The organism is Actinoplanes sp. NPDC049265, assembly GCF_043197135.1.
Classification (GTDB): domain Bacteria; phylum Actinomycetota; class Actinomycetes; order Mycobacteriales; family Micromonosporaceae; genus Actinoplanes.
Genome location: NZ_JBICSP010000002.1, coordinates 187059 through 213598, shown reverse-complemented (window position 1 = coordinate 213598; position 26540 = coordinate 187059). Strand labels below are relative to the sequence as shown.

Here is a 26540-nt window from a genome sequence, read left to right as displayed (position 1 = left end):
GGGTTTCTCGGCGGGTGGGATGATCGGGGAGTGGGGGACTCGGTCGCGCGGCTGCGGGTGACATTGCTCGGCGGCTTCGCGCTGCGCCGGGGCGAGCACGTCGTGCCCGTTTCCGGGGCCCGGGTGCGTGGGCTGCTGGCCCGGCTGGCGCTGGCCGGCGGGCGGGCCGTCGCACCGGGCGTGCTGGTCGACGCGCTGTGGCCGGAGGAGCAACCGGCCGACCCGGTGAACGCGCTGCAGTCGCTGGTGTCACGAGCACGGCGGACGCTGGGCGCGGCCGACGCCGTGACCCAGGCCGACGGCGGCTACCGGCTGGCGGTCGAGGCCGGCGACGTGGACGCGCTGTGGTTCGAGCGGCTTGCCGCCGACGGCCGCGACCGGCTGCGGACTGGTGACCGGGCCGAGGCGGCGACGCTGCTGGGCGAGGCGCTGGCGCTCTGGGGTGAACCCGCCGCGGTCGCCGCGGTGACACCGGCCGCCGCCACCCGGCTCGAGCACGCCGCGGTCGAGGTGGCGGTCGATCTGGCCGAGGCCGAACTGGGCCTGGGCCGCGCCGACACCGCCGCCGAACGCCTCCACGCCCTGCTCGTGGCCCAGCCCGCCGACGAGCGGGTGGCGGCGCTGCTGATGGACGCGCTCGCCGTCCAGGGCCGGGAGGCGGAGGCCCTGGACCTTTTCGAGCGGGTACGCGAAGAGCTGGCCGATCGCCTCGGTGCCGACCCGGGCGCCGCCCTGCGCGAACGGCACCTTCGTCTGCTGCGTACCGAAACAGCGCCGGAAGCCGCACCCAGCAACCTGCCCGCGCCGCTGACCAGCTTCATCGGGCGGGACGACGACGTCGCCCGGATCGACACCCTGCTCGCCTCCGGCCGCCTGGTCACCGTGGTCGGGCCGGGCGGCGCGGGCAAGACCCGGCTGGCCGTCGAGGCGGCGCGGCGGCACCGGCACGAGTTCCGCGACGGCGCCTGGATGGTCGACCTGACCTCGGTGACCGAGCCGGCCAAGGTGAGCGCGGCGGTGCTGGCGGCGATCGGCGGGCGCGGCGCGGCGCTGTTCGAGGTGCGGATGCGGACCGAGGGCGACGAGCTCGACCAACTGGTCGAACAGCTGACCGGGCGCGAGGCGCTGCTCGTGGCCGACAACTGCGAGCACCTGATCGACGCGGTCGCCGGGCTGATGTCGGCGCTGCTGACCCGCTGCCCGGGGCTGCGGGTGCTGGCCACCAGCCGGGAGCCGCTCGCGGTCGACGGGGAGGCGCTGGTCCCGCTCGGCCCGCTGCACCTGCCCGAGGCGGACGACGACGTCGAGCCGGCCCGGCGTACCTCGGCGGTCCGGCTCTTCGTGGAACGAGCGGCGGCGGTACGCCCGGGGTTCGACGTCACAGCGGACACGCTCGGCGACATCGTGCGTGTGGTCCGCGGCCTGGACGGGATGCCGCTCGCCCTCGAACTGGCCGCCGCCCGGCTGCGCACGCTGGCCCTGCCCGAGCTCGCGGCCGGGCTCTCGGACCGGTTCCGGCTGCTCACCACCGGCAGCCGCACGGCGTCGTCGCGGCACCGTACGCTGCGCGGGGTCATCGCCTGGAGCTGGGAGATGCTCGGCGAGCACGAGCGTACGGTGGCCGAACGGATCTCGGTCCTGCCCGGCGGTGTAACGCCGGCCTCGGCCACCGCGGTGTGCGCCGGCACCGGCGTGCCCGCCGCCGACGTCCCCGACCTGCTCGCCGCCCTGGTCGACCGGTCGCTGCTGCAGCTGGCGCCCGAGCCCGGCCGCTACCGGATGCTGGAGACGCTCCGCGAGTACGGCACCGAGCGCCTGGCCGAGCGGGGCGTGCTCGCCGCGGTCCGTGGGCTCGCCGCCGGCCACCTCCGGCAGCTGGTCGCCCACCACGATCCGCTGCTGCGTACGCATGGGCAGCTGACGGCCATGCGGGTGATGAAGGCCGAGTACGACAACGCGCTCGCCGCCCTGCGCCACCTGTGCGACACCGGCAACCCGGACGCCGTCCGGATGGCCCTCGACCTGGCCTGGTACTGGCAGATGTTCGGGCGGCACGCCGACGCGAGCTACTGGCTGGGCGAGGCGCTGACCGTGCCGCTCGGCCCGCGCCGGCGGGTGGAACGGGACCTGGCCGAGGCGGTGCGGCTGCTCAACGTCATCGCCAACCGGACCGGGGCGACGGTCGAGACCGCGGCCGAGCAGAAGGCCGAGCTGCGGGCCCTGGCCGACCGGCTGCTCGCGTACCCGGACCTGCCCGGCATCGCCGCCGTGATGACCGCGCTGACGCTGTTCTTCCTCGAGGAACAGGACGGCGCGCTGGTCATCCTGAGGCGCATCGTCGACGGCCCCGACCGGTGGCTGTCCGGGCTGGCGCGGCTGTTCCGCTGCCAGCTGGCGGAGAACCAGGGCCACGGCGACCAGCTCCGCGTCGACGTGGCGGCCGCGCTGGACTGCTTCACCGAGGTCGGCGACCGCTGGGGGCTGGCGACCGCGCTGCCGATGCGCGCGGTGCTGCGCGAGTACGACGGTGACCTGGACGGCGCGCTGGCCGACCTGAGCCGGGCCCGGACGCTGGCCGGGGAGTTCGGTTCGCTCAGCCTGGGCGACGAGATCTTCATCGACCTGCGCTGGGTCGACCTCAGCATGCGGCGCGGCGACACCGAGCGGGCGCTGGCCATGGCCCAGGCGACCCGGGAGAAGGCGCTGCGCGGCTCCACCCCCGAGCTGGCCATGCTGATCGACGGGCTGGAGGCGGGCCTGCGGGCGCGGATCGGCGACCTGGACCGGGCGGCCGAGCTGATCGCCCGGGCCGAGAAAGACATGGACGATCGGCTCGACTTCCCCGGCGACCACGGGCGGGCGCTGATCGGCGCGGTCAAGGCGTGGCTGTGCGTCCGGCGCGGGGACGGCCCGGGGGCCGAGGCGGCGCTGACCGCGGCCTATGCGGCGGGGATCGAGAGCCGGGACATGCCGATGCTGTCGATGGTCACCGTGGCGGCGGCCGCGCTGGCCGGCTTCTACGGGCTGCACCGGGAGGCGGCCCAGCTGCTCGGCGCGGCGGCCCGGCTGCGCGGCGCCCACGACCGGAGCGATCCGCAGGTCATCGAGCTGAGCGCGGGCAGCCGGGCCGCCCTCGGCGAGGCCGCCTTCGAAGCCGCCTACTCCCAGGGGTGGGAGCTGGACGGGAAGGCGGCCACGACCCAGGTCGACCCGGCCCGGCTGCGCCCGTTAGGACCTGTCTGAAGATTCAGTCCCAGTTGAAGCGCCCCGGAAGCGAATCTGAGACAGGTCCTACGCGCGGCGGTTGTAGGCCCGCAGGGCGAGCGGTACGAACACCACGAGTAGGCCGGCCATCCAGGCCAGGGTGACCAGCAGGTGGCCGGCCACCGGGCCGCCGACCAGTAGCCCGCGGATCGTGCTGACCAGCGGCGTGATCGGGTTGACGTGCACGAACCACTGCAGCCAGCCCGGCAGCGTGTCGGTCGGCACGAACACGTTGCTGCCGAACGACAGCGGGAACACCAGCAGGAACATCAGGCCCTGGACGGCGCCGGGCGTACGCACCAGCATGCCGACCCACACCGAGATCCAGCAGAAGCACAACCCGAACCCGATCGACAGCCCGACCGCGGCGATCGCCGGGACCAGGCCGGTCTCCACCCGGAAGCCGATGATCATGCCGAATCCGAGCATGACCAGGCACACCGTCAGATAGCGGATGACGTCGGCGGCGACCGCGCCGACCAGTGGCGCCGACCGGGCCACCGGCAGGGACCGGAACCGGTCGAAGACGCCCTTCTCGATGTCGGCGTTCAGGTTCTGGCCGAGCGCGATGCCGCCCATGGCCAGCGACTGGGCCAGCATGCCGGGCAGCAGGAACTGCAGGTAGCCGGCCCGGTCGCCGCCGGAGATGGCGCCGCCGAACAGGTAGGTGAACAGCAGCAGGAAGATGACCGGCTGCAGGGTCACGTCCATCAGCGCTTCCGGCGTACGCGCCGTCTTGATCAGGCTGCGCCGCATCAGAGCCGCCGCGTGCCGGACCAGCGCGACCACCGCGCCACCCCGCGGTTTATCGATGTCGTCGGTGGCCGGGCGGACCGGCCAATCGAGCGTCGTCATACCAGCTCACCCTCCTTCGCGGCCGGCGCCGACCCCTCGGTCAGCGCGTGGAACACCTCGTCCAGGCTGGGCAGGTGCAGGCCCAGATCGTTGACCTCGATACCGGCCCGGCGCAGGGCCGGAACCGTCACGTCGAGGGCGGTGTCGCCGGTCACCGGCACCGAACCCGCACCCGGACGGGCGCCCGCGGTGGTGTCCGGCGAGGCCGAGGTGCCCGGCGCGGCCACGGCGTCGAGGATGCGCAGCACCTCGGGCAGGCGGGACGGGTCGGCCGGGCGTACCCGCAGAGTCAGGCCGCCGACCCGGCGCTTGAGACCGTCCGGGGTGTCGTGCGCGATCACCCGGCCCTGGTTGATCACCACGATCTCGTCGGCCAGGGCATCCGCCTCTTCCAGGTACTGGGTGGTCAGCAGCACGCTCGACCCCTGCGTCACCTGGGTGCGGACCACGCCCCACATGTCCTCGCGCTTGGCCGGGTCGAGGCCCGTCGTCGGCTCGTCCAGGAAGATCACCTCGGGGTGCCCGACGAGCGAGGCGGCCAGGTCGAGGCGCCGGCGCATGCCGCCCGAGTAGGTCTTGGCCATCCGGCCGGCCGCCTCGGTCAGCCCGAACCACTCCAGCAGCTCGGCCGCCCGGCGCTTGGCGTCCCGGGTCGTCAGGTCGAGCAGCTGGCCGATCAGGACCAGGTTCTGGGTGCCGGTCAGATCCTCGTCGACCGAGGCGTACTGGCCGGTCAGGCCGATTCGGCGGCGTACCCGTTGAGGTTCTTTGAGTACGTCGATGCCGGCCACGAACGCGCTGCCCTCGTCCGGGCGCAGCAGGGTGGCCAGCACCCGGACGGCGGTGGTCTTGCCGGCGCCGTTCGGGCCGAGGACGCCGAGCACGGTGCCGCGGCGCATCGCCAGATCCACCCCGTCGAGCGCCTGCGTCTTCCCGAAGCGCTTGCGGAGCCCCTCCGCGCGTACCACGAGATCGCTCATGATCTGTCTCCTTCCGTTCGGGAAGGAGCGTGCCCGGCCGCGCTGACACGGCCCGCACATGCCGCTGGTACGCCGCTGGCACTACGACCGTGGGTGGATGTGGCCGGGCGTACGCGCCGGAAAACTCACCCGGGTGTTCCGACAACTCTCCGACCGCGCCTTGGCGCTCACCTTCATCGCCCTCGTGCTGGCCGTCTCGCTCGGCACCGCACGCGTCCTCGGCGGCCTCATCCTGGCCTTCTCGCCGCTGCTGGTCACCCTGCTGATGCTGCTGGTGGTCACCCGCGACGGGTGGCGGCGGGACGGCTGGGGCCGGCTCGGCATGGGCCGGCTCGGCCTCCGCGACTGGCCGCTCACCCTGCTCACCACCGCCGGTGTCTCGGTGCTGGCCACCGCCGGGGTGGTGGTCGCCGGCCTGGCACGCTTCGCGACGCCGTCTGGGGCCGGGCTGGGCGATCTGCTCGCGCTGTGCGTCACCGGGCCCGTTCTCGCGTACGCCGAGGAGCTCGGCTGGCGCGGCTACCTGCTGCCCCGCCTGCTGTGGCTCGGTGAAGGCGCGGCGCTGCTGGTCGGCGGCCTGGTCTGGATCGCCTGGCACCTCCCGTACATCCTGCTCACGCCCTATTACCACCACGACGGCAACCGGGCCGCCGTGCTGGGTCTGTTCGCGTGCTCGGTGCTGGCCTTCTCGGTCCTGTTCGGCCGGTTGCGCCTGCGCTCGAACAGCCTGTGGCCGGCCGTGCTCGGTCACTTCGCCCACAACGCGGCATTCGCCTGGCTCGGCACGTACGCCATCACGACCACCCATCCGGTCGCCGTCAACGAATACCTGGCCGGCGACACGGGTTTGTTCGTCCTGCTGGGAACGGCCCTGTCGGCGGTCCTTGTCCCGTTCGCCCGCAGTGCCGTGCGAACTCTTCCACCAGCCTGATCAGGGGGTCCGGGTCTGCGCCAGGCGGTCCTGCAGACGGGCGTGGCGGAACTGATACACGCCGCCGGCCTGGCGCAGCACGCCGCGGTCGTGGGCTTCCTGAAGGAAGGCCACCAGCCGCAGCGGGGCACGCCCCGATGCGGCCAACAGCGCGCGGATCAGCAGGAACCGTCCGCACGGGCCCGCGAGTCCGCCCATCAGCCCGGCCGCGGCACCGATCGCGAGTCCGGCCGGGCTCCCGGCCGCCAGCATGCCCACGAGCCCGACGGCGAGCCCACCCACCAGCGCACCGACGAGCGTCGCGACGCGGTCCTCACGAAGAAGGGCTGTGGGGCTGATCGCACGTTGCCCGTCGTCGGCGTCACCGACCAGCCCGACCACCAATCCGACGACGAGCCCGACCGCCAGCCCGCCGGTGGCGCCGACCACGACCCCTCCGACCAGCCCGATCGCCAGGCCGCCCACGAGTCCGATCGCGAGCCCACCCACGAGCCCGACCGTCAGCCCGCGGGCGTCGATCTTGACCCTCTGCGGGTCCGACACGCCGGCGCACCAGCCCACCAGCCCGATGGCCAGCCCGATCACCAGGCCGGGGACGGGCCCGCCGGCGACCCCCGCACCGACCCCGGCCACGGAGCCGGCCGCGAGCCCGACGGCGAGCCGGGGATACCGGTAGGCCAGGGCCTGGTGGAATCGCCACCAGGCGAGGTCGTACGTGCGGCGCGCGTCGAGGTACCCGGCGATGTGGGCCAGGTAGCGGCGGACCAGGTCGACCTGCGCCGCGGTGCGCGCGGGATGCCCGCCGGTGGCGGCGGTGAAGGCGGCGGGTATCAACCGGTCGAGCAGATGTTGCTCGATGTCGTCCGTGAGGTTCTCGGCGCCTCCGGCGCTCGCGATACCCAGCAGCTGGTCAGGGCTGGTACGGCGGGGCCGGAACACCACCCGGGCCAGCCACGTGTGCAACGGTGTCGTCAGGACCTTCGCCAGCGGCGAGTCAGGCTGGGTCCGCAGGTGCTGAGTGACCCGAGCCCATCGCTCGGGACCGTCGTCGGTGCCCTCGACCAGGTAGCGGCTCGCCTCTCCGGTGGTCAGCGGCTGGATTTCGACCACCGGGGTGCCGGCCAGCGGCCCGCGCTCGCCGACCACCTCCTCATAGGGCTGGGTGCGGCAGGTCAGCACGAACGGTCGCCGTTGACCGGCCATCTCCTCGACACCGATCAACGCGGCCCGGTGCTGTGCGGCAGCGATCTCATCGAGGCCGTCGAGGATCGGCAGGATCCGGCCGGTGGCGACGAGTTCGGTGGCCAGGCTGCGCCGCCGGCCGTCCGAGCCGGTCACCATCCGGCGCAACAGGGGGTTGTCGGTGGCCAGCCGCCCAGCGATCCACTGCGGCAAGGGCTGTTGCGGATCCCATCCGCCGAGCGGCAACATCACCGGCACCGGGTCGGCCGGTGGCCGGCCCCGCTCGATCTCGGCCCGGGCGGCGGTGAGCAGATCGACGGTCAGCCGCAACACCAGCACGGACTTGCCGGCGCCGGGCTCGCCCAATATCACCAGCCGCCGCGGCGAATCCGGCCCGGTGAACACCGCGGCGATCTCGGCGAAGCTGCCCTTCACCGGCACCGGGCCCCCGCCGGGCCGGCCCCGGATCGCGGCCCAGCTGGCCATCACCGCCTTCGCCCGGCCGCTGACCAGCCAACGTACCGGTAGCGGATACGGATCCATGACCTGCCGGGCGGCCTGCTCGACCGTCCACTGTTCGAATTGGACCTGCACCAGCCCGTTCACCGTGCTCGCGACCAGATCGCCGAGATTCGATTCCGCCGCGGGCCGGCGCCACAACCACACCAGCACCGCGACCGCGCCGGTGACCGCGGCCAGTCCCGTGCCGAGGCTGCTCGACCATTGGTCGGCCTTCTCGCGGCCCTCGACCGTCAGGAACCACGCCCAGCAACCCGCCGCCACCACGAATGCCGTCAGGAGCAAGAAGAACAGGACGCGAGGACGTCTCCACCACTCCGGCACCCTGCCATGATGGCCAATTCCCGATGCCGGTCGCACCATCCGTAAGGATGACGTGGCTGACGGCAGTCACCGGGCCATGCATGTTGGACTCAGGCGCGGGTCCCGCCGTGGGATCGCGGGCCGCGAGGGCGCGCGAACGCGTCACACCGCATGGCCAGCGTCGGCGAGGATGTTGCGACCGATGGCGATGCGGCTTGCCCGCCGGTCCGGCATGGTCGTCCAGTAATACCAGATCATGAGCGTGATGCTCAGGGCCCAGGCCCGGCCTCTCAGCCACGCCGCGTCGTCGACGCCCAGCCGCTTCCGGAACACTTCCCGGGCCGGCGGGTCGAGGATCTCCCAGACCACGGCCAGGTCGACGGTGGGGTCCCCGACCGCAAGGCAACCGAAATCCAGCACCGCGGTAAGCCTCCCGTTCCGCAGCAACAGGTTCTCGGCCGCCAGGTCCCCGTGGTACCACCTGGGCGCCGCACGCTGCGCCGCTCCGGGCAGTGCCAGTGCTTCATCCCAGACGCGTTCGGCGGCGTCGAGGTCGAGCCCGAAGTCCGGCAGCGACCGGCAGCGCTCGATGTTCTCCCGGGTCACCTGGTCCATCGTCGCCAAGGGCTCACCGCGGTACCACCGAAGGCTGGGGTCACTCTCGGCGCCCGTGGGCAGATCTGTTCGCCACAGTGTCTCCAGCACGGCGGCGAGGTCGGTCGCGAGGTCCTGACGCCGGGGGTCGGCCGGAGACCCCTGATCGACCACTCCGGGGTGTTCACCCTCGATCCAGCGGACCACCGACCAGCGCTCCGGGAAGTCGCGGTCCGGTCCGAACACCGCCACCACCTCGGGCACGGAGACGGGCAGCCTCGGCGCGAACGCGGACAGCCACTTGGCCTCCTTCGAGATGGCCGCCGAACCGCCGGGCTGGCGCGGCAACCGCACGAGCAAGTCGTCACCGAGACGGAACAGCGAGTTCGTGGAGCCGCTGGATCTCAACCGCCGCACCGGTGCGGCGGCATGCTCGGGCATCGCCCGGCCCACCAGACGACGGACCAACTCGACGTCGACCAGAATCTCGTCAGCGTGCAGAGGTTGCGCCACGACCGGACTCAACCTCACCCGGTCCACCGGCGGCAAGCGATTTTGGAGGTGTCCGGCGAAGTCGGCGTCAGGGGATGGGGATCTCGTGGAAGCGGGGCTTGTAGAGGTCGGCGTCGTTCGCGATGTCGGTCAGGGTCTTGCCGTTCCAGGCGATGCTGACCAGCAGCCGGCCCGAGGCCATCGGGTATTCGGGGTGCAGCTGCGGAGCGTACGTCTGATAGTTGGACCCGGCCGGTGAGCTGATCGTGACCGTGCCGGTCGGTGCGCTCCACGGGGTGGCCCGGGACTCGATGAAGACGGTGTCGCCCCAGCCGTTCCAGGGTTTGTAGGCCAGGATCCACTTCGCGCCGATCAGGCGGACGCTGGAGATCTGGGCGGACAGGATCGGCGCGGCCTGGGCGCGGTCGGTCACCCAGGCGCCGGAGGCGTCGCGGAAACGCCAGGCGCCGGGGGTCTCGACCGCGCCGGTGGGCACGCGGGCGAGATAACTACGATGCGGCGCGTACGGGTCGTCCGGCGCGTTGGCGTAGCCGAAAACGTAAACGTAGCCGCCGGTGACGATGCCGTCCGCGCCGTACTGGGCGGTGGCCGCCGAGTTGCCGTCGATCAGGCCGGTCGACGGGGTGTTGCGCATGCCCTGGAAGGCGAGCGAGCCGTCGGCGTTGAACGAGAACCGGGCCAGCTCGACGCCGCGCAGCTGGAAGAAGTCGCTGGTGTTGCGTACCCGCTGGCAGAGCACGTAGAGCGACGCACCCACCTGGAACATGCCCTGGGTCCAGTAGCGGTCGCCGTCGGCGGCGTTCGGCACCGCGGCCTCCCAGGTGGTCGCCCCGAGGGCGCCGTTGCGGTCGACCAGGATCGTGTTCGGCAGCATCCGCCAGCCGGGCTTGTACGCGCCGGTGGCCGGATCCTCCTCGCCGATCACAGTGTCGCCGAACGACCAGTAGGTCAGCCCGTTGCCTGCCCGGAAGCTGGTGACCTGGTCGCCGCCGCTCCACGTCCAGTCGTTCCGGGCCTGGAACAGGTTGGTGAACCCGGCCGCCGTCGACGGCGCCGGCAGCACCAGCAGCAGCACCGACAGCAGTCCGCCGAGGTTCATGACACCGAGCTCACGAACTCGATCAGGGCAGCGTTGGTCTCGGCCGCGCGTTCCTGCTGAATCCAGTGCCCGGCCCCTTCGAGCAGGGTGTACGAGGTGAGGTTGGTGACCGTCGCGGCCATGATCGGCCGCAGTGCCGCCGGGTCGAACCAGTTGACCACCGGGTCCCGGTCGCCGCCGAGGAACATCGCCGGCCGGTCGATCAGCAGGCCCTGCCAGGCGGCGGTCAGCTCCCAGTTGCGGGTGATGTTGCGATACCAGTTGAGTGCCCCGGTGAATCCGTGCCCGGTGAAGGCTTCGGCGTACACGGCGATGTCCTGCTCGGTCAGCCAGCCCGGCAGCTTCACGGGGTCGGTGAGCGGGCCGGTCCAGCCGTTCTCGTCGCAGATCAGGTCGCCGATCTCGGGTGCGTCACCGGAGTACGCGTAGAAGACCTTCCGGAACGCGGTGCCGGGGTCGCGTTCGAGTTCCCGCTCGGCCACGCCCGGTTCCTGGAAGTACAGCTGGTAGAAGTTGTCGCCGTAGGCCGCTCGTATCCGGTCCAGGGGCTCGTGGGGCTGCCGGGAACCGAACGGGACGCTGAGCGAGACGACACCGCGGACGAGGTCGGGCCGGGCCTGCGCGACGCCCCAGGCGACCGGCGACCCCCAGTCGTGTCCCACGGTGACCGCGTCCGGGGCGCCGAGCGCGTTGATCAGGCCGACCGCGTCACCGATGAGGTGGTGGATGGTGTAGTCGCCGACCGACGGCGGCTGCTCGGTGTGCGGGTATCCGCGCTGGTCCGGGGCGACCGCGTGGAAGCCGGCGGCGGCCAGGGCGGTGAGCTGGTGCCGATACGAGTACGCGGTTTCGGGGAAGCCGTGCAGCAGCAGTACGAGTGGCCCGCTGCCGGCCTCGGTGACATGGATCCGGATGCCGTTGACGTCGAGGTGCCTGCTCCTTATTTCGGTCACACCCTCTATATCGTCACTCATCAATTCATGAGTCAAGGTGCAACCTTCCGCGACGTTGCCGCCGACAGTCAAGATGACGGCGTTCGTCGAAAGGAGCGGGATGCGCGCGGAGCTTGAACGACAGTACGAGGAGTTCGTACGGGGGCGGTTGGCCCGGTTGCACCGGACGGCCTACCTGCTGTGCGGGGACGGGCACCGGGCCGACGACATTGTGCAGGCCACCCTGACCGCTCTCTACGTCAACTGGAAGAAAGCCGCGAGCGCGGACAACATCGACGGTTTCACCCATCGGATCCTGGTGCGGCGCTATCTGGACGAGCGGCGGCTGCGCTGGTCGCGGGTGCGGCTCGGGGATGTGCCGGACCGTACGGCCGGCGGCGCCGGCGCGGAGCAGCGGATGGGGGACCGGGACGAGCTGATGGCCGCGTTGCGCAAGTTGCCCAAGGGGCAGCGGGCCGTGATCGTGCTGCGCTACTTCGACGATCTTTCGGTCGAGGCGACCGCGGAGGCCCTGAACTGCTCGGTCGGCAACGTGAAGAGTCAATGCTCGCGGGGGCTCGCCGCCCTGCGCGAGGCGCTGGGTGAGGAACATCGGATCAAGATGGGTGGGCTGGCGTGATGATCGAAGAAGACCTGCGGGAGCGGCTGGGCGCGGTGCACGTGCCGCCGTCGCGGCTGGACACGGAATCGGTGCTGGCGGCCGGACGCCAGGCCGGCCGGCGCCGGACCACGCGGGTGACGGCCGGGGCCGTCCTCGCGGTAGGCGTGCTGGTCGGGGTGCCGTCGGTGGTTTTCGGAGCGCGGGGTGCGCCGGGCGATTCGCCCGCCTCGGTCCGGACCACGACATGCGTGCCGACCTCGCTGGACGTCCCGGCCGGGATGAACGACGTGTTGGTGAACGGGATCGACCCGGGCGGCCGGTTCATCACCGGGTTCAACACCACCGAGCAGGAGGGTACGAACCCGAAGACCGGCAAGGTCGACGGTCTCCCGGCCGCCCAGGCGGTGCTGTGGACCGACCGCCGCCCGCAGCGGCTGCCCGGCTCGTACCGGACCGTGATCCCGTCGTCGGTGAACGCGTCCGGGGTGGTGGCGGCGGTGGCCGGCAACGGCAAGACCTTCGACACCGTGCTGCGCTACGTGGCCGGCACACCGCAGAAGCTGGCCACGCCGCCCGGCAAGTGGTCCTTCAACCAGGGGCTGTACGTGAACGCGGGCGGCGACATCGTGGCCGCCGACGACGAGCACGGCGTACTCCTCTGGAAGGCCGGCTCGACCGCCGCCACCAAGCTGCCGCTTCCGGCCCGCGCCCAGATCAACGGGTTCACCGATGACGGCCGGATCATCGGGGCGGTGATCACCAACAGCCAGGTCACCTCCTACACCTGGGCCCAGAGCGGCAAGGGTCAGAAGCTCGTCTCACGCGACGGGCAGGACCTGTCGGTCAACACGGCCCGCGGCGAATGGGTGACCGGCAACCTGTGGCCCTCCGGCACCGCGGTGCGGGTCAACACCCGCACCGGCGAGGTCACCGACCTCAAACTGCACGCACCGGCGAACGCCATCAACTCCCGGGGCTGGATCCTGGTCGACGACACGATCCAGCGCCCCGACGGCACGGTGAAGCTCGAACACGTCGCCGGGGACGAGGACCCGCCCTTCGCCGGTCACCTGTCCGACACCGGCCTGGTCGCCGGCAGCCGCGTCACCTCCGACAAGGAGGGCCACACGGTGAGCATGGGCGTGGTCACCTGGAACTGCGCCGACCGGAAGTAGCCGGGGCGCCGACGTACTCGGCGAGGTGCTGACCGGTCAGCGTCGACCGGTCAGCCACCAGGTCGGCGGGTGTGCCCTCGAAGACCACCCGCCCGCCGTCGTGGCCGGCGCCCGGGCCCAGGTCGATGATCCAGTCGGCGTGGGCCATCACGGCCTGGTGGTGCTCGATGACGATCACCGACTTGCCCGCGTCGACCAGGCGGTCGAGCAGTCCGAGCAGGTTACCGACGTCGGCCAGGTGCAGGCCGGTGGTCGGCTCGTCGAGCACGTACACGCCGCCCTTCTCGCCCATGTGGGTGGCGAGCTTCAGGCGCTGACGTTCGCCGCCGGACAGGGTGGTCAGCGGCTGGCCGATCCGGAGGTAGCCGAGCCCGACGTCGTCCAGGTGGGTGAGGATCCGGTGGGCGGCCGGGAGGGCGCCGGGGCCGGCGGCGAAGAACTCCCTGGCCTCGGTGACCGGCATGGTCAGCACCTCGTCGATGTCCTTGCCGCCGAACCGGTACTCCAGCACCTCGGCCTGGAACCGCTTGCCCTCGCACTCCTCGCAGGTGGTGGCCACGCCGGCCATCATCGCCAGGTCGGTGTAGATGACGCCGTTGCCGTTGCAGGCCGGGCAGGCGCCTTCGGAGTTGGCGCTGAACAGGGCCGGCTTGACCCCGTTCTCCTTGGCGAAGGCTTTGCGGACCGGTTCCAGCAGTCCGGTGTACGTGGCCGGGTTGCTCCGCCGCGACCCGCGGATCGGGGCCTGGTCGACCGAGATCACACCGTCCCGCTTGGCCAGCGAGCCGTGGATCAGCGAGGATTTGCCGCTGCCGGCCACACCGGTGACGACGACGAGTACGCCGCTCGGCACGTCCACGTCGACGTCGCGCAGGTTGTGGGTGCTCGCCCCGCGGATCTCGAGCGCGCCGTCCGGCGTACGCACAGCATCTTTGATCTTGGCTTGGTAGTCGAGATGGCGGCCGGTGACCGTGTCGCTCTTGCGCAGCCCGGCCAGGGTGCCCTCGAAGCAGATCGTTCCTCCGGCCGTACCCGCGCCCGGTCCCAGATCGACCACCCGGTCGGCGATGGCGATCGTCTCGGGTTTGTGCTCGACCACCAGGACCGTGTTGCCCTTGTCGCGCAGCTGGAGAAGCAGGTCGTTCATCCGCTGGATGTCGTGCGGGTGCAGGCCGATGGTGGGCTCGTCGAAGACGTACGTGACGTCGGTGAGCGACGAGCCCAGGTGGCGGATCATCTTGACCCGTTGCGCCTCGCCGCCGGAAAGCGTGCCGGCCGGGCGCTCGAGGCTGAGATAGCCGAGGCCGATCTCGACGAACGAGTCGAGGCTGTGCCGGAGCTTGGTGAGCAGCGGCGCGACCGACTTGCCGGTCAGCCCGCGGACCCACTCGGCCAGGTCGCTGATCTGCATCGCGCAGCAGTCGGCGATGCTCTTCCCGTTGATCTTCGACGAGCGGGCCAGCTCGCTGAGCCGCGTGCCGTCGCACTCCGGGCAGGTGCTGAACGTGATCACCCGCTCGACGAAGGCCCGGATGTGCGGCTGCATCGCGTCGACGTCCTTGGACAGCATCGACTTCTGGATGGCCGGGATGATGCCGTTGTACGTCAGGTTGATGCCCTCGACCTTGATCTTGGTCGGCTCCTTGTAGAGCAGGTCGTTGAGCTCGCGCTTGGTGTACTTCCGGATCGGCTTGTCCGGATCGAAGAAGCCGGAGCCCCGGAAGATCCGGCCGAACCAGCCGTCCATGCTGTAACCCGGGATGATCAGCGCGCCCTCGTTGAGCGACTTGCTGTCGTCGTACAGCTGGGTCAGATCGAAGTCGTTGACCGAGCCCCGGCCCTCGCACCGAGGGCACATGCCGCCGGTGATGCTGAAGCTGCGCCGCTCCTTGACCTGCTGGTTGTGCTTGGTGACGGTGACCGCGCCGGCGCCCGAGATCGACGCCACGTTGAACGAGAACGCCTGGGCCGAGCCGATGTGCGGGGCGCCCAGCCGGCTGAACAGGATGCGCAGCATCGCGTTGGCGTCGGTGGCCGTGCCGACCGTCGAGCGCGGGTCCGAGCCCATCCGCTGCTGGTCGACGATGATCGCGGTGGTCAGCCCGTCCAGCACGTCCACGTCCGGCCGGGCCAGCGTCGGCATGAAGCCCTGCACGAACGCGCTGTAGGTCTCGTTGATCTGCCGTTGCGAGTCGGCCGCGATCGTGCCGAACACCAGGGAGCTCTTGCCCGACCCGGACACACCGGTGAACACGGTCAGCCGGCGCTTCGGGATCTCGACGCTGACGTCCTTCAGGTTGTTCACGCGCGCGCCGTGAACCCGGATCAGATCATGGCTGTCGGCCACATGTGTCCTGGTCATGGCCGCAATGCTAGAGGGGCGTACCGGGGAGTGTTTCTCGATTCCTGACCTCTTCGCGGTGGCTGGAGCCGCTACGCGGTCGCTCCGGCGGCTCGCCTGGGGGCGGCATTGCTGCGCTCACCGCCGCCGGAACTCCCGCACGCCCTCTCCCGGACGCCAGAGCGTGACGATCAACTCGTCTCCCTCGACGGCGGTGAGGACAGCCTCGGTGAGCTCCAGGCGAAATGCGTGGAAGTCACCGGGCGGCTCGTCTCCCGTTGTGTGCGCGGCCTTCTCCGACCCGCTGAGCTCGACGGCGACACCGGCCACCTTCGCGTCGCCGCCTTCGCCGGGATGCGCGTGGATCGCACATCGCCCGTCGCGTTGAAGGTCTCGAGCCTTGCGGGCGCCCAGCATGGAGCCGAACGAGAGATCCGGACCATGGAAGCCGACTTCCGACCCGCTGACTCGAGGGGAACCGTCCCTGCGCACCGTCGCCAGAACGTGGGTCTTCTCTGCCTCGAACCTTCCCCGAATCGCTGCCGCGAGGTCGCCGGCCTCGTCCTCGAACGCCTTCCAGGTAGCCATGACAACGATCCTCGCACCCCCCAGCCTGGCCCCGGCGGGTTGACTCCGCAGCGTCCTTGCCGTCCCGCATCGGCCGGCAACACCCGGTCGCGGCGACGCAGGGATGTCCCGCCGGTGGCCAGACCCCCGCTTGTCCGCAGGCAAGGCAGAACCGTGCCGCGATCGAGCCGGCCCCAGAACTGCCGGGCGGACACCGTCAGGTGAATATTCGGCTGATCCGGCGGGGCGAAATGTGTGACTCAAGGGAGTTGTTAGGCTACTCCGCGTAGCGGTGCTGTGTCGGTGTCGCCGCATCCAGATGAGCCATGAGGAGGCGCCATGACCACGGCCGAAGCGGATGTCCGTGCGATTGAAATCGGCACGACCGTCGCGTACGCGTACGAGATCAGTGCCCAGGCGGAGGGCGGCACGCTGCTCGAGATCAGCTGGCGGGGCGTTCCCAACCGCAATCCGAGCAAGTCGGGTGACTTCGTGGCGATTTGGCAGAACAGCGGCTCGGTGCCGTGGGGCACCAAGCCGGAATCCAGCCAGTCAGTGACCAACTCGACGCCCGACGGGGATCTGCCGTTCTCGGGTCTCTCGATGGCGAATCTCCCGTACGTCGCCGCCTACTCGGTCGGTTCGGACGCCACCAACTATTACAACGTGGCCGCGGTCATCCCGATCGCCGTCGGCGGTACCCCCGGCACCCCGCAGACGACCACGGTCGGTGTCGCCTATGTCGGCGCGACCAGCCTCGCCGTGGCGTACACCACGCCGATCGGCGTGGATCCGAAAACGTTCGGGCACACGGTCGTCCTCGCGCACAGCGACACCTTCATCCCGGGCACGACCGAGGTGATCGCGACGGTGAAGACGACCGACAACCCCAACGACGTGGTGGGTTTCACCGGCGTACGGATGATCGTAGGCCAGACCTACACGGTCGCCTACCTGGCCGGCTCCGCGCCGGCCAACGTCGCCGCCACGGTGACCTTCCTGGTCGTGCCGGCCTGACGTCCGGGCCCCGCGAGCGGATCCACGACGGACGACAGATGACGGTGGTCACCTTCACCCGACCGGTGCCGACTGTGTTCGAGCTTTACGCCGCGGCCTCCGACACCGGCGACGACGCCGGCTGGTTAGGCTACGTGCTCCCCGGCGCCCCGGCCGACCTCACATCGTTCACGCTGACCGACGCGGTCGCGGTGCATCCGGGTTCCTTCACGTTCGCCTCGACCGCGCCGACCCTGACCGGTGACGGCGCGGGCACGTTCGTGGCGGAGGTGAAGGCTCTGCTCACCGACACCCTGCGACGCTGGTTCTGGTTGGCGCGGCCCGACCGGGTCGATGCCAGCACGTCCAACGCCTTCGCCTTCGACGCCTCCGCCGGCCAGGTGCGGATGGGCACCGGCCTCAGCATCGGCGCCAATCTCGAGCTGACCATCATCAACGGCGCGGGTTTCGGCGTGCAGGAGACGGGCCTGGTGCTGTCCAGCGCCACCGGTGGCGCGGCACCGGTCGCCTGGACCGGGCCGGCGGCGCTCAGCGGTGGATACCTCGACCAGGCCGTCGTCGTCTGCGCCGGTGCGGCCCGGGGCAGCGTGCGACTGACTCAGGCGATGGACCGCTCCGCACTGCACGACCAGTTGACGTGGGGCTTCCAGACCGTGGCGGCCGACAGCGCGGCTCCCAGCGGGCAGACCCTGGGCTGGTATCCGCTGGCCGACGGCGCCACCGGCCCGCAGGTCGCTATCCAGGTCACGCTGGACCCGCTCGACGTCTTCAACGCGACAGGTGTCGAGCGGACCTCGTTCGCGTTCGCCGACGCCACCACCTCGCTCGTCAGCGGTTACCGCACCAGCGCCGGGTGGACGGTCACCCTGTGCCCGGTCGTCACCCCACCGGCCGACGGTCAGCCGGCGCGGCTGTGGTTGCATCCGGCACCGGTCGACTCGACCGCCCAGCGAGACTTCGTGGCCTGCCCCGTCGGCGACTTCACCGTCGACGTGCAGCGGCCGGCCGGCGCCACCAGCGAGCCCGAACTGCTGTGTGGGCTCTCGGGCAGTGAGACGATCGGCTTCACCGCCGGCGACACCATGCGCTTCACGCCGCAGCAGCCGGCGTTCGCGGCGCGGTACCCGTACGCCGTGTCCTCGCCGGTCGCCGCGCCCGTGGATCCGCTCGCCCCGCGGCTCGACTCGACCTTCACCACCTCATGGGGCGCCCTGGTCACCGTCGCCGGCGACGGCGGCCACTACTGCGCCCAGCCGAAAGGAGCGGCGCTGTACGCGAAGCCGGCCGGCGCCGACGCGGGTGTGCTGACCCGCACCCAGCCCGGCTCGACGCTGGCCGACAGCGTTCCGCTGCCCCTGATGCCGTACGGGCTGGTTACGGCGGCTACTGGGTACACCTACTCGATGCCGGAGTTCGTCGCGGTCGAGACCAATGTGGTCGCGGCCGAGCGGCGGCGGCAGGTCACCGCCTCGTCGACGGGCCTGGCTCCGGCTCGGTCCCGATCCCGGTCGCGCGACGGCGGCGGCCCGGCCACCATCCCGGCCACCACGCCGGCCGGCTTCGTCGTCCAGGTCGGTGGCGATGGTGCCTATGCCGAGATCGACCTCGCCCAGGACACCGATCGGGCGCCCCCGGTGGTCATGAAGTTGATGTCGCCGTCGGCGGCGATGCACGAGGCGTTCCAGACCAGCGACCTCTTCCTCGTCGTCGCCAACGCCGACGCCCTCGGCACCCTCGCGGGCTGGCCGTCGACCGAACCGGCCGGCACCGCCTTCTACAACGCGATGACCATCGGCGACTGGGCGCTGCTCGCCGACGTCGGTCGCCACCAGAGCTACGGCGACTACGGCAACGTCCTGATCGTCAAAGGGCGTACCGGGAAGCTGGCCGACCTGATCGCCAGGCCCGACGCGTGGACCCAGCCGTCGCTGGCGATTCCCGGCGGCGCGAGCGGGCAGGCCGCCGAGCTGTCCGCGCTGAGCGGCTGGCTCCAGGACTATCTCAGCGACGCCGCCGAGCAGACGTCCGACTACTTCGCCGCGTTCAACCACCTCGTGCGGGACGACACCTGGACCGGCGTGCTGGTCCTCAAGGCCGACATCGCGGCCGTCCCCGCACAGCTGACCGGGATGCTCGGCGGGGTCGACCGGACGCGGTTCAACGCCCACCACTTCGGCTTCACGATCACCAGGGTCGATCCCGGGACGGTCGCGATGACTGGCAACAGCGCGACGTTCGGGTTGATCTATTACGTCGACCCGGCCTTCGACGCGACGGCGGCGACCCCGCGACCGGTGGCGCCGGCGACGTCCCCGTGGGAGTTCCGCGTCCTGACCCTCAAGGTGCTCTTCGCCAATGCCGCGGTCGAGCGGTTCGAGAGCTACGCCCAGCTCGCCCTCGGCGAGCTGTTCGAGCAGGCCGTCGACCACATGGGCGCGCCGGGCGCGAACCCGTACGACGCGCTGATCCTGAGCGGGTCGCTGCACCAGCAGAACGGCGTCAGCTCGTACAGCCTGGAAGCCGAGGGCGACGCGACGTTCTTCTTCGCCGGCGGTGTCTTCAACAAGATCGAGGTGTCGCAGGTCGAGTTCGCCACCACCGGGCGGATTCCCCGGGAAGACGGCAGCACCGAGGTCTCGGCCCGTTTCGACCTCTACGGTTTCCTCGACTTCGTGACGGTGACGGCCGACTGCGAGCCGTTCGACCTGCTGTCGTTCGGCAGCACCGACGGCAACGCACCGCGGCAGGGCCTGGCCTTCGCCGGTCTCGGCATCACGATGGGCTTCGACGAGCCCGCCGACCCGTCGAAGCCGACCGGTACCCCGGCGTACGCGTTCGACGCCACCAAGATCGCCTTCGACCCCGCGCGGAGCACGCTGCGTCCCGGCAGCCTGGCGGACAACCTCGCGCTGAAGGTGGACAGCCTGATCCTCGGCGGCGCCGACGCGGCGCCGACCGACCTCGGCTACCTCGGGGTCGGCACCGAGGCGCGCCTGGCCGGCGTCCAGGGCGACTGGTACGGACTGCGGCTCCAGGTCAACCTCGGCACTCCCGGGGCGCTCGCGGGTGCGGCCGGTCTGACCACCCCGGTGCTGCTGGCCTGGAGCGCACCCGCCAAGGGGTCGACCACGCTGCCGCTCGGCGTGTGGCTACTGCTGCCGGGCACGTCCCAGGGAAGCAGCCTGCTCAGCCTTCAGGGTGTGCTGCGACTGGCGGTCGGCCCGATTCTGCTCAAGCGCGTGCCGGCCGAGCGCGGTGGCCGAGCGTTCATGCTGGTGATGACCGAGATCGCGCTGAGGTTCCTCGGCCTGCTCAAGCTTCCACCGAACGGCGCCACGAGCTTCTACCTGTTCGGCGACCCGTCGGGCGGCGGCGGACCGCTCGGCTGGTTCGCGATCTACCAGGAGTCGGGCGTCAGCTCATGATGAAGTTCACCGGAGTCTTCGACCGGGTCGGCGAGGCTGTCGCGGGGGAGCGGGTCGACCCGGACGTCGGGAACGAGATCATCGCCGCGCTCGCCGCGGGCAAGCATGAGCTTCGCGTCTGGGTCGACACCGCGAACGAGTTCGGTCACCACTCGACCACGATGAACATGTTGAAGCGTACGATCGGTTTCGGGTTCACCGGGCCCGTGCGAGTGTTCGTCGCGCTTACCGACGCCGCCAAGCTCGAGTTGTTTCTGCCCGGCTACACCGCGGGCGCGGCGCAGCTCGTTTATCAGGGCGTCACCATCAACTTCCAGTACCAGGGTGTGCCGCCGGATCCGCAGCCGCTGCTGATCTCCGGCGGCTCCGAGGCCGGGACGGAGGAGCTGAAGGCGCGGCTCGCCGGTGCCAACTGCGGCTTCTACCTTCAGCTGCAACCGTGGTTCTGGAAGAGCCTCGACCAGCTGTTCTTCGTGGAGTCCGAGTCGGGCGCCGTGACCAACGTGATCCTCGACGGCCAGCCGACCCTGGGCGGCCGGAGTTACACCTTCCACGCCTACACCGAGCTGCCACCCGCCCGCAACGACGCGATCTGGGACAGCTACAGTGCGCTGCCGAAATTCACCAAGCGGGTGGCGATGGCGAAGATGATCGCCGACGCGGCGCCGGATGTCTATCTCCAGCCGACCTACGGTCTGGCCTCCCGATCGAGCAAATGGGCGGCGTTGCTGACCCTGATTCTCGGCGGCCTCGCGACTCAGGACCTGATGGCCTCGCTGGGCATGCCGGTCCGCCCGATCATCCTGCTCGTGTTCGACGGCATGGAGGAGCCCGAATGGCCGCTCATGGAGGCGTGGCTGACGGGCACCGCCGACGACGACGAATGTCCCGGGCCGCTCACGAGTTACGTCGTCGAAAACAAGGTCATCCGGCGCCTCGGATTCCAGTACCTCGACGACACCGGCGCGCTGAAGGACCAGCTGGCGTACCTCCAGGGGAACCGGCTGCTGGTCGTGGCGATGCCGAGCTGCCCGGACGAGATCTTCCGGTACTTCTACGGCACGGCTTCGCTGCCGTGCGTGTTCGAGGGCCGGGGAACTCAGAACCTGGTGCTCAACACCGGGCAGCCTTACCTGTGTACCAACAGTGACGGTTTTCCGGGACCGGCGTTCAACGAGCACGCGCCGCCGGCCGCCGGGCTGGCGCACGCCGTGGTCAGCTCGCTCCAGGGCCTGGCCTCGCGTTACGACACCAAAGTGGTGAGCGATTTCCCGTCGATGCGCTACGCCAACGCCCTCTGCGCGCTGCTGCGGGATCCCGGGGCGCTCGATTATTTCCGGAGCCTGGCCGCCTCCTACCGCGATCCGGCACACGACAAGCTGCGCATGGCGTTGCGCTACCTGAGGTCGGTTCCGGGGTGGACGCTGTGAACGCGACGAAAACCGCCCCCGCCGGGCCGCTTACCGACCTCTACGACAGGCTCGCGCCGTTCCAGGGCGGATCGCTCGATCTGGTCGCCCAACTGCCGGCCGGGCGGATCACAGCCTTCCTCGGACCGCTCGGCGCGGCCGGCACGTTCACCATCGACGACGCGGACGTCAGCTACCCCGATCCGTACACCACGGTCACCGTCACCGGATCCTTCAGCGGACTCGGTTTGGGCGCGCTGACCGCGACCGTCGCCTTCACAACCATGGCGGCCGGCGGGGCGTTCGTCGCCGACCTGAGCCTTGGCGGCGCGCTGACCTGGGTCTGGCCACTCGCGCCGTGGCTGTCGGTGCAGGGCCCGAGCATCGAGCTGGAAGTCTCCGACAACGCCTCGGTGCCGGCGACGGGCCTGCTCGGCGTTTCGGTCGGGGCCGGGTCGCCGCCCGCGACCGTGGCCTTCCAGGCGCCCAGCCCGGTGGCCGACACCTGGTACTTCCTCGGCACGTTCCCGCCGAAAACCGGGCTCTCGCACCTGTTCGAGCTGCTCGGCGGCGTCAACCCGGCGAACTACCTGCCGAGCCCGATCAACGACCTCACCGGGCTCAGCCTCACCCAGGCCGCCCTGGCGTACTCGCCCCGCACCGGGTCGATCCCGTTCTTGAGTGTCCAACTCGGCACGAGCGTCGACTGGCCCCTGCTGCCCGCGCACGCCGCCGATGTCACGTCGATCGCGATCACGATGGCGGTCGACGCGCCGCTGACCAGGCGGGCGGTGAGCTGGACGCTGTCCGGAACCATCGCGGTCGGCACCGGCGTGCTCGACGTGCAGGCGACCTACCCGGCGCCGGTGGTCAGCGCGAGCCTGGACCCGACGACCACGATCTCCCTGTCGGACTTCGTCAGCCGCTTCGTCGGCCACCCGGTGGAGCTCGCCGCCGAGGTCACCGAATTCTCGATGACCGTCGGGGTACAGGCGCCGCATGAGTACGCCATCGCGGCCGGCATCGACACCGACTGGCGGATCCCGATCCCCGGCGGCGGCACGATCGACATCGTCCAGTTGGGCTTCTCGGTCGCGGGCAGCGACGCCGGCCGGACCGGGTCGATGCATGGGACGACGGTCATCGGCGACCCGGCCGACCCGGCGCGGTCGGTCACGTTCAGGGCCTCGGCGAGCTACACCGGCGCCGATCGCGGCTGGGTCTTCGCCGCGCGCCAGACCCAGGGCACGATCCCGCTCGTTCAGCTGATCGGCCGGTATCTGCCCGCCGGCTGGCGACCGGACCCGGCCTCGTTGGGCTTCGACATCGAGGACCTGGCACTGTCACTGACCCCGAAGACCGGCGCGTACGCGATCTCCGGCCGGGCGGACGCGAACTGGGACATCCTCGGCGGCTTCGCGCTGCGGGCCTCGGCGTCGCTGTCGTACGACGGCCGGAACCACGCGGGCATGATCTCGGCGACCCTCGACGAGGCGTTCGGGGTCACCGGCCTCGGGCTCGGCATCAGCTACTCGTTCGCGCCCAGCGTCGAGGTCTACGCGCTGACCTGGCACGGCCTGACCGGCACCTACAAGGTACCGAAGGACCCGGCCGCCCATCGCATCCTCGAGATCGAGGTCAAGGACTGGACGATCGGCGGGTTGATCGAGGAACTGGTGTCGTTCGCGATGTCCGGCGCCCGGTACAGCCTCGCGTCCCCCTGGGACCTCCTGAACTCGGTGCCGCTGACCTGCACGCTCGCCTTCGACGTGACCGCCGGCATGATCGCGTTCACCTATCCGCTGAGCATCGACCTCGGCATCGCGGCGCTCAACGGCATCACCATCACCTACGACCCGGGGGCCGCCCGGAAGGTGGCCGTCCGCCTCGACGGGCGCTTCCCTTGGAACACCGATGACCCGACCGCCCCGCTGACCTGGGACGCCACCGATCCGTCGACGACGCCGTCCCCGCCCGGCGGTGGCAACAGATACTTTGACCTGCGGGTGCTCGGACTCGGCCAGCACGTCGCCCTCGACCACCCACCGGTGACGTACTCGGTGACCGACCTGGTGAACGCGGTCGGCAAGCTGACCGTGCCGCCCGGCAACGAACTGCCGGTCGATGCGACAGCGATCTCCTATTCCTCGGCGAGCAACTGGCTGATCGCCGCCGGGCTGGGCATCCTGAAGATCGACCCGCCGCCGAAGACCGGCTCGCGGTACTTCCTCGACCTGCAACTGGTCTTCAACGACCCTGATCTCTACGGCCTGCACATCGCGCTGGCCGGGCCGGCCGCCAAGATCTTCGCCGGGCTGGCGTTCGACATCCTCTACCGCAAGGTCACCGACACGATCGGGGTCTACCAGGCGCAGCTCCAACTGCCCGAGGCGATGCGGCAGTTCGACGTCGGGGCGTTCAGCTTCACCCTGCCGACGTTCGGGATCGCTGTCTACACCAACGGCGACTTCGAGGTCGACCTCGGCTTCCCGTGGAACAACGACTTCGCGCGGTCGTTCACGATCCAGGGGATCGTGCCGCCGGGAATCCCGGTCATCGGCTCGGGCGGCTTCTACTTCGGCAAGCTGTCGGCGGCCACCGGCGGGTCGAACGTGCCGGCGACCACCAAGGGCACCTTCAACCCGATCATCGTGTTCGGCATCGGCCTTCAGGTCGGCGTCGGCAAGACGTTCCAGCAGGGGCCGCTGTCGGCCGGCCTCACGGTGACCGTCCTGGCGATCATCCAGGGTGTCATCGCGCGCTACCACCCATACCGGCCCAGCGGCGACGACCAGGGCTCGGACCAGCTCCAGGGGCCGTACTACTTCAAGCTCCAGGGCACCGCCGGCATCGCCGCGCACCTGTTCGGCAGCATCGACTTCGCCGTCGTCAAGGCCAGCGTCGACGTCCGGCTGCTGGTGACCGCCTCGTTCACCTACGAGTCGTACCGGGCCGTCCCGATCACCGTCAGCGCGTCGGTCGACGTCTCGATCACGGTCTCGATCGACCTCGGTCTCTTCTCGATCCACCTTCACTTCCACTTCGCGACCTCGATTTCGGAAACCTTCACCGTCGGCGGCGACGAGACCGCGCCGTGGGACGACAGCGACGCCCTGGCCGCGGTCGCCGACCTCGGCGGCCGTCGCCGGCTGCTCCAGGCGGCCCGCGACCGGCGCCTGATCCGGGCACGACAGGCGAGTCCTGATCTCCCCCTGACCCGGGCGGATCTCTCCCTCACCTGGACGAACCTGGAAGCGCCAGCGACGCCGCTGCGGCTCGCTGTCTACTGCGCCCCGGCGTTCACGGTCGTCGGCGACGACGCCACCACGCCGGCCGAGCAGCAGGGCGCGTACGTGCTGCTGCTCTCGATCGCCTCGGTCGACCCGAACGCCGGGCCGACGACCGATGCCGACACCAGCTTCGAGGCGCTCGCCAAGCAGGTGCTGCGCTGGACCGTGGCGGCCGCCCAGAACGGCCCGGTCGCCGCCGCCGCGGTGGACGACCTGGTGGTCTCGGACGCCACGCTCGAACAGATCGTCGCCACCCTCGCCGACCCGGCGAACCCGCTGCCGATCGCACCGTCCGACGTCGACACGTTCCTGCAACGCAACACCGTGATCGACGTGACGGCGCCGACCGGCGCGGGCAGCGCGTCCGCCACCTTCTTCCCGATGCCGCCGCAGGTCCAGATCCAGGTGCCGGCGCTGGGCATCGGGCCGTACACGATCGGCGGCTTCAACCGCTACGACCTCGGCTATCTCAGCTACCTCCAGGAATACTTCTCGGCGCTCGACGTCCAGGTCGCCCAGGAGCCCGCCGAGGTTGGGGCCGCCGCCGACGACGGCGTGCAGCTCTCGGTGGGAAGTTTCCTGTACGCGGACTACTTCACGCTGATGGCCCGCCACCTCGCCGGCGCGGCCCGGGACGCGCTACGCGACCTGAAGGTTCCGGTGCCGAGCGGCGGGACGGTCCAGGACACGGTGGACGCCATCAACACGACGGGGCACCTCGAGGGGCCGATGGCGTACACGGTGGCGCAACTGTTCGAGGGCAACGCCGCGCACCCGCTGACCGGCGGGCTGAGCGTGCACATCGGGTACCCGGTGGCCGCCGGCGACACCCTGACCGGGTTGGCACGACGGTACGCGACGCTGAGCACGCCGTTCACCGCCACCCAGCTCGCCACGGCCAACCAGGGACTGGCCGGTCTGCTCACGGCGGACAGCTCGGTGGTGTACCCGGGCCACGAGCCGCACCTGGTCGTCGCGGGCGAGACACTGACCACGATCGCCAGCGACCTCGACGTAACGGTCGCGGACCTGATCGCCAACTCCGACGTGCTCGACGCGGCCCTCGCCACCGGGATCGTGCTGCTGCTGCCGGTGGCCCGGCGAACCGAGGCGGGCGACACGCTCGGGGCGATCGCGGCGACGTTCGGGGTACCGGTCACCGCGCTCGGCGATCCGGTCACCGGCAACGCCTCGCTCAGCGATCTGTTCGCACCCGGCGACACCCGGGCGTCGCAGTACCTCGACGTGCCCCACCTGCCGCAGTACCGGCTCGGCGATCTGATCACCGAGGCCCAGCAGTCGCTGGCCATCCAGCAGCTGTCGGGCATGGTGGGCCGCTACTTCCTGCACGGCGTACGGCTGCCCACCGACATGAGCGGGACCGCGGAGAAGGGGCTGTTCGCCTTGACCGGCCAGCAGCTCCCGACCGGGACCGCGCCGCTGGCCGGCCCGTTCACGATCGAGCTCAGCGGCCCGGCCGACGCCTCCTGGCTCCAGCTGTGACGAAGGCGAGGACCGCACG

16 protein-coding genes are annotated in these 26540 nt (G+C 70.8%); 8 read left to right on the top strand and 8 right to left on the bottom strand.

Annotated features, from left to right (window positions below; translation table 11 throughout):
* Positions 1-30 precede the first annotated feature (30 nt).
* On the top strand, positions 31-3243 hold the full coding sequence (locus ACGFIO_RS06710) for a BTAD domain-containing putative transcriptional regulator (RefSeq protein WP_392822998.1): 3213 nt from the start codon (positions 31-33) through the stop codon (positions 3241-3243).
* Positions 3244-3291: 48 nt separating this feature from the next.
* Here ACGFIO_RS06710 and ACGFIO_RS06705 read toward each other — a convergent pair whose 3' ends face one another.
* Both ACGFIO_RS06705 and ACGFIO_RS06700 read right to left on the bottom strand, forming a co-directional pair.
* Positions 3292-4119 carry an ABC transporter permease gene (locus ACGFIO_RS06705; protein ID WP_392822996.1) on the bottom strand — a complete coding sequence of 276 codons (828 nt, stop codon included), beginning with the start codon at positions 4117-4119 and terminating at the stop codon, positions 3292-3294.
* Entirely contained in the window at positions 4116-5099 is a 984-nt protein-coding gene (locus ACGFIO_RS06700) for an ATP-binding cassette domain-containing protein (RefSeq protein ID WP_392822993.1), read from the bottom strand. The genes ACGFIO_RS06705 and ACGFIO_RS06700 overlap by 4 nt, the downstream gene beginning before the upstream one ends.
* Before the next feature lie 58 nt (positions 5100-5157).
* On the opposite strand from ACGFIO_RS06700, the gene ACGFIO_RS06695 reads away from it, so the two are divergent.
* Positions 5158-6030, top strand: a complete 873-nt coding sequence (locus ACGFIO_RS06695) for a CPBP family intramembrane glutamic endopeptidase (RefSeq protein WP_392822991.1) — start codon at positions 5158-5160, stop codon at positions 6028-6030.
* Here the strand turns inward: ACGFIO_RS06695 and ACGFIO_RS06690 are convergent, their stop codons facing one another.
* From ACGFIO_RS06690 to ACGFIO_RS06675, 4 genes are all read right to left on the bottom strand, one after another.
* Positions 6031-8016, bottom strand: coding sequence for an NACHT domain-containing protein (locus ACGFIO_RS06690; protein ID WP_392822990.1), 1986 nt, complete (start codon positions 8014-8016; stop codon positions 6031-6033). It abuts the gene before it with no gap.
* Between the two features lie 180 nt (positions 8017-8196).
* Positions 8197-9141 carry an aminoglycoside phosphotransferase family protein gene (locus tag ACGFIO_RS06685; RefSeq protein WP_392822988.1) on the bottom strand — a complete coding sequence of 315 codons (945 nt, stop codon included), beginning with the start codon at positions 9139-9141 and terminating at the stop codon, positions 8197-8199.
* 67 nt (positions 9142-9208) lie between these two features.
* Positions 9209-10240, bottom strand: coding sequence for a hypothetical protein (locus ACGFIO_RS06680; RefSeq protein ID WP_392822986.1), 1032 nt, complete (start codon positions 10238-10240; stop codon positions 9209-9211).
* The gene (locus tag ACGFIO_RS06675; RefSeq protein ID WP_392822984.1) at positions 10237-11193 is read right to left on the bottom strand and encodes an alpha/beta fold hydrolase; all 957 of its coding nucleotides are present in this window, start codon (positions 11191-11193) and stop codon (positions 10237-10239) included. Before ACGFIO_RS06675 ends, ACGFIO_RS06680 begins: the two co-directional genes overlap by 4 nt.
* Before the next feature lie 100 nt (positions 11194-11293).
* Between ACGFIO_RS06675 and ACGFIO_RS06670 the strand changes: the two genes are divergently transcribed.
* Positions 11294-11812 (top strand): SigE family RNA polymerase sigma factor, encoded by a 519-nt coding sequence (locus ACGFIO_RS06670; RefSeq protein ID WP_392822981.1) that lies wholly within the window; start codon positions 11294-11296, stop codon positions 11810-11812.
* Positions 11809-12969 (top strand): hypothetical protein, encoded by a 1161-nt coding sequence (locus tag ACGFIO_RS06665; protein ID WP_392822979.1) that lies wholly within the window; start codon positions 11809-11811, stop codon positions 12967-12969. The genes ACGFIO_RS06670 and ACGFIO_RS06665 overlap by 4 nt, the downstream gene beginning before the upstream one ends.
* On the opposite strand, the gene ACGFIO_RS06660 is transcribed toward ACGFIO_RS06665, so the two are convergent.
* Together ACGFIO_RS06660 and ACGFIO_RS06655 are read right to left on the bottom strand one after the other, a co-directional pair.
* Entirely contained in the window at positions 12941-15331 is a 2391-nt protein-coding gene (locus tag ACGFIO_RS06660; protein WP_392822977.1) for an ATP-binding cassette domain-containing protein, read from the bottom strand. The two genes, ACGFIO_RS06665 and ACGFIO_RS06660, sit on opposite strands and share 29 nt — an antisense overlap.
* A gap of 117 nt (positions 15332-15448) precedes the next feature.
* A complete protein-coding gene (locus ACGFIO_RS06655) occupies positions 15449-15898 on the bottom strand; it encodes a pyridoxamine 5'-phosphate oxidase family protein (protein ID WP_392822974.1) in 450 nt (149 codons plus the stop codon).
* Positions 15899-16216: 318 nt separating this feature from the next.
* Here ACGFIO_RS06655 and ACGFIO_RS06650 point away from each other — a divergent pair, with 318 nt between their 5' ends.
* The 4 genes from ACGFIO_RS06650 to ACGFIO_RS06635 are packed head-to-tail and all read left to right on the top strand — an operon-like array spanning position 16217 to position 26521.
* Complete coding sequence (locus ACGFIO_RS06650) at positions 16217-16894, top strand: hypothetical protein (protein ID WP_392822972.1); 678 nt, start codon at positions 16217-16219, stop codon at positions 16892-16894.
* Positions 16895-16932: 38 nt separating this feature from the next.
* Entirely contained in the window at positions 16933-20319 is a 3387-nt protein-coding gene (locus ACGFIO_RS06645) for a hypothetical protein (protein ID WP_392822969.1), read from the top strand.
* On the top strand, positions 20316-21749 hold the full coding sequence (locus ACGFIO_RS06640) for a hypothetical protein (RefSeq protein ID WP_392822968.1): 1434 nt from the start codon (positions 20316-20318) through the stop codon (positions 21747-21749). Before ACGFIO_RS06645 ends, ACGFIO_RS06640 begins: the two co-directional genes overlap by 4 nt.
* Complete coding sequence (locus tag ACGFIO_RS06635; protein WP_392822966.1) at positions 21746-26521, top strand: LysM peptidoglycan-binding domain-containing protein; 4776 nt, start codon at positions 21746-21748, stop codon at positions 26519-26521. Before ACGFIO_RS06640 ends, ACGFIO_RS06635 begins: the two co-directional genes overlap by 4 nt.
* Positions 26522-26540: the final 19 nt, after the last annotated feature.

Coding starts and splice junctions, on each gene's coding strand:
- ACGFIO_RS06660 (WP_392822977.1), bottom strand. CDS start 15,331: ATGACCAGGACACATGTGGCCGACAGCCATGATCTGATCCGGGTTCAC.
- ACGFIO_RS06640 (WP_392822968.1), top strand. CDS start 20,316: ATGATGAAGTTCACCGGAGTCTTCGACCGGGTCGGCGAGGCTGTCGCG.
- ACGFIO_RS06645 (WP_392822969.1), top strand. CDS start 16,933: ATGACGGTGGTCACCTTCACCCGACCGGTGCCGACTGTGTTCGAGCTT.
- ACGFIO_RS06700 (WP_392822993.1), bottom strand. CDS start 5,099: ATGAGCGATCTCGTGGTACGCGCGGAGGGGCTCCGCAAGCGCTTCGGG.
- ACGFIO_RS06650 (WP_392822972.1), top strand. CDS start 16,217: ATGACCACGGCCGAAGCGGATGTCCGTGCGATTGAAATCGGCACGACC.
- ACGFIO_RS06680 (WP_392822986.1), bottom strand. CDS start 10,240: ATGAACCTCGGCGGACTGCTGTCGGTGCTGCTGCTGGTGCTGCCGGCG.
- ACGFIO_RS06705 (WP_392822996.1), bottom strand. CDS start 4,119: ATGACGACGCTCGATTGGCCGGTCCGCCCGGCCACCGACGACATCGAT.
- ACGFIO_RS06670 (WP_392822981.1), top strand. CDS start 11,294: ATGCGCGCGGAGCTTGAACGACAGTACGAGGAGTTCGTACGGGGGCGG.
- ACGFIO_RS06695 (WP_392822991.1), top strand. CDS start 5,158: ATGCCGCTGGTACGCCGCTGGCACTACGACCGTGGGTGGATGTGGCCG.
- ACGFIO_RS06655 (WP_392822974.1), bottom strand. CDS start 15,898: ATGGCTACCTGGAAGGCGTTCGAGGACGAGGCCGGCGACCTCGCGGCA.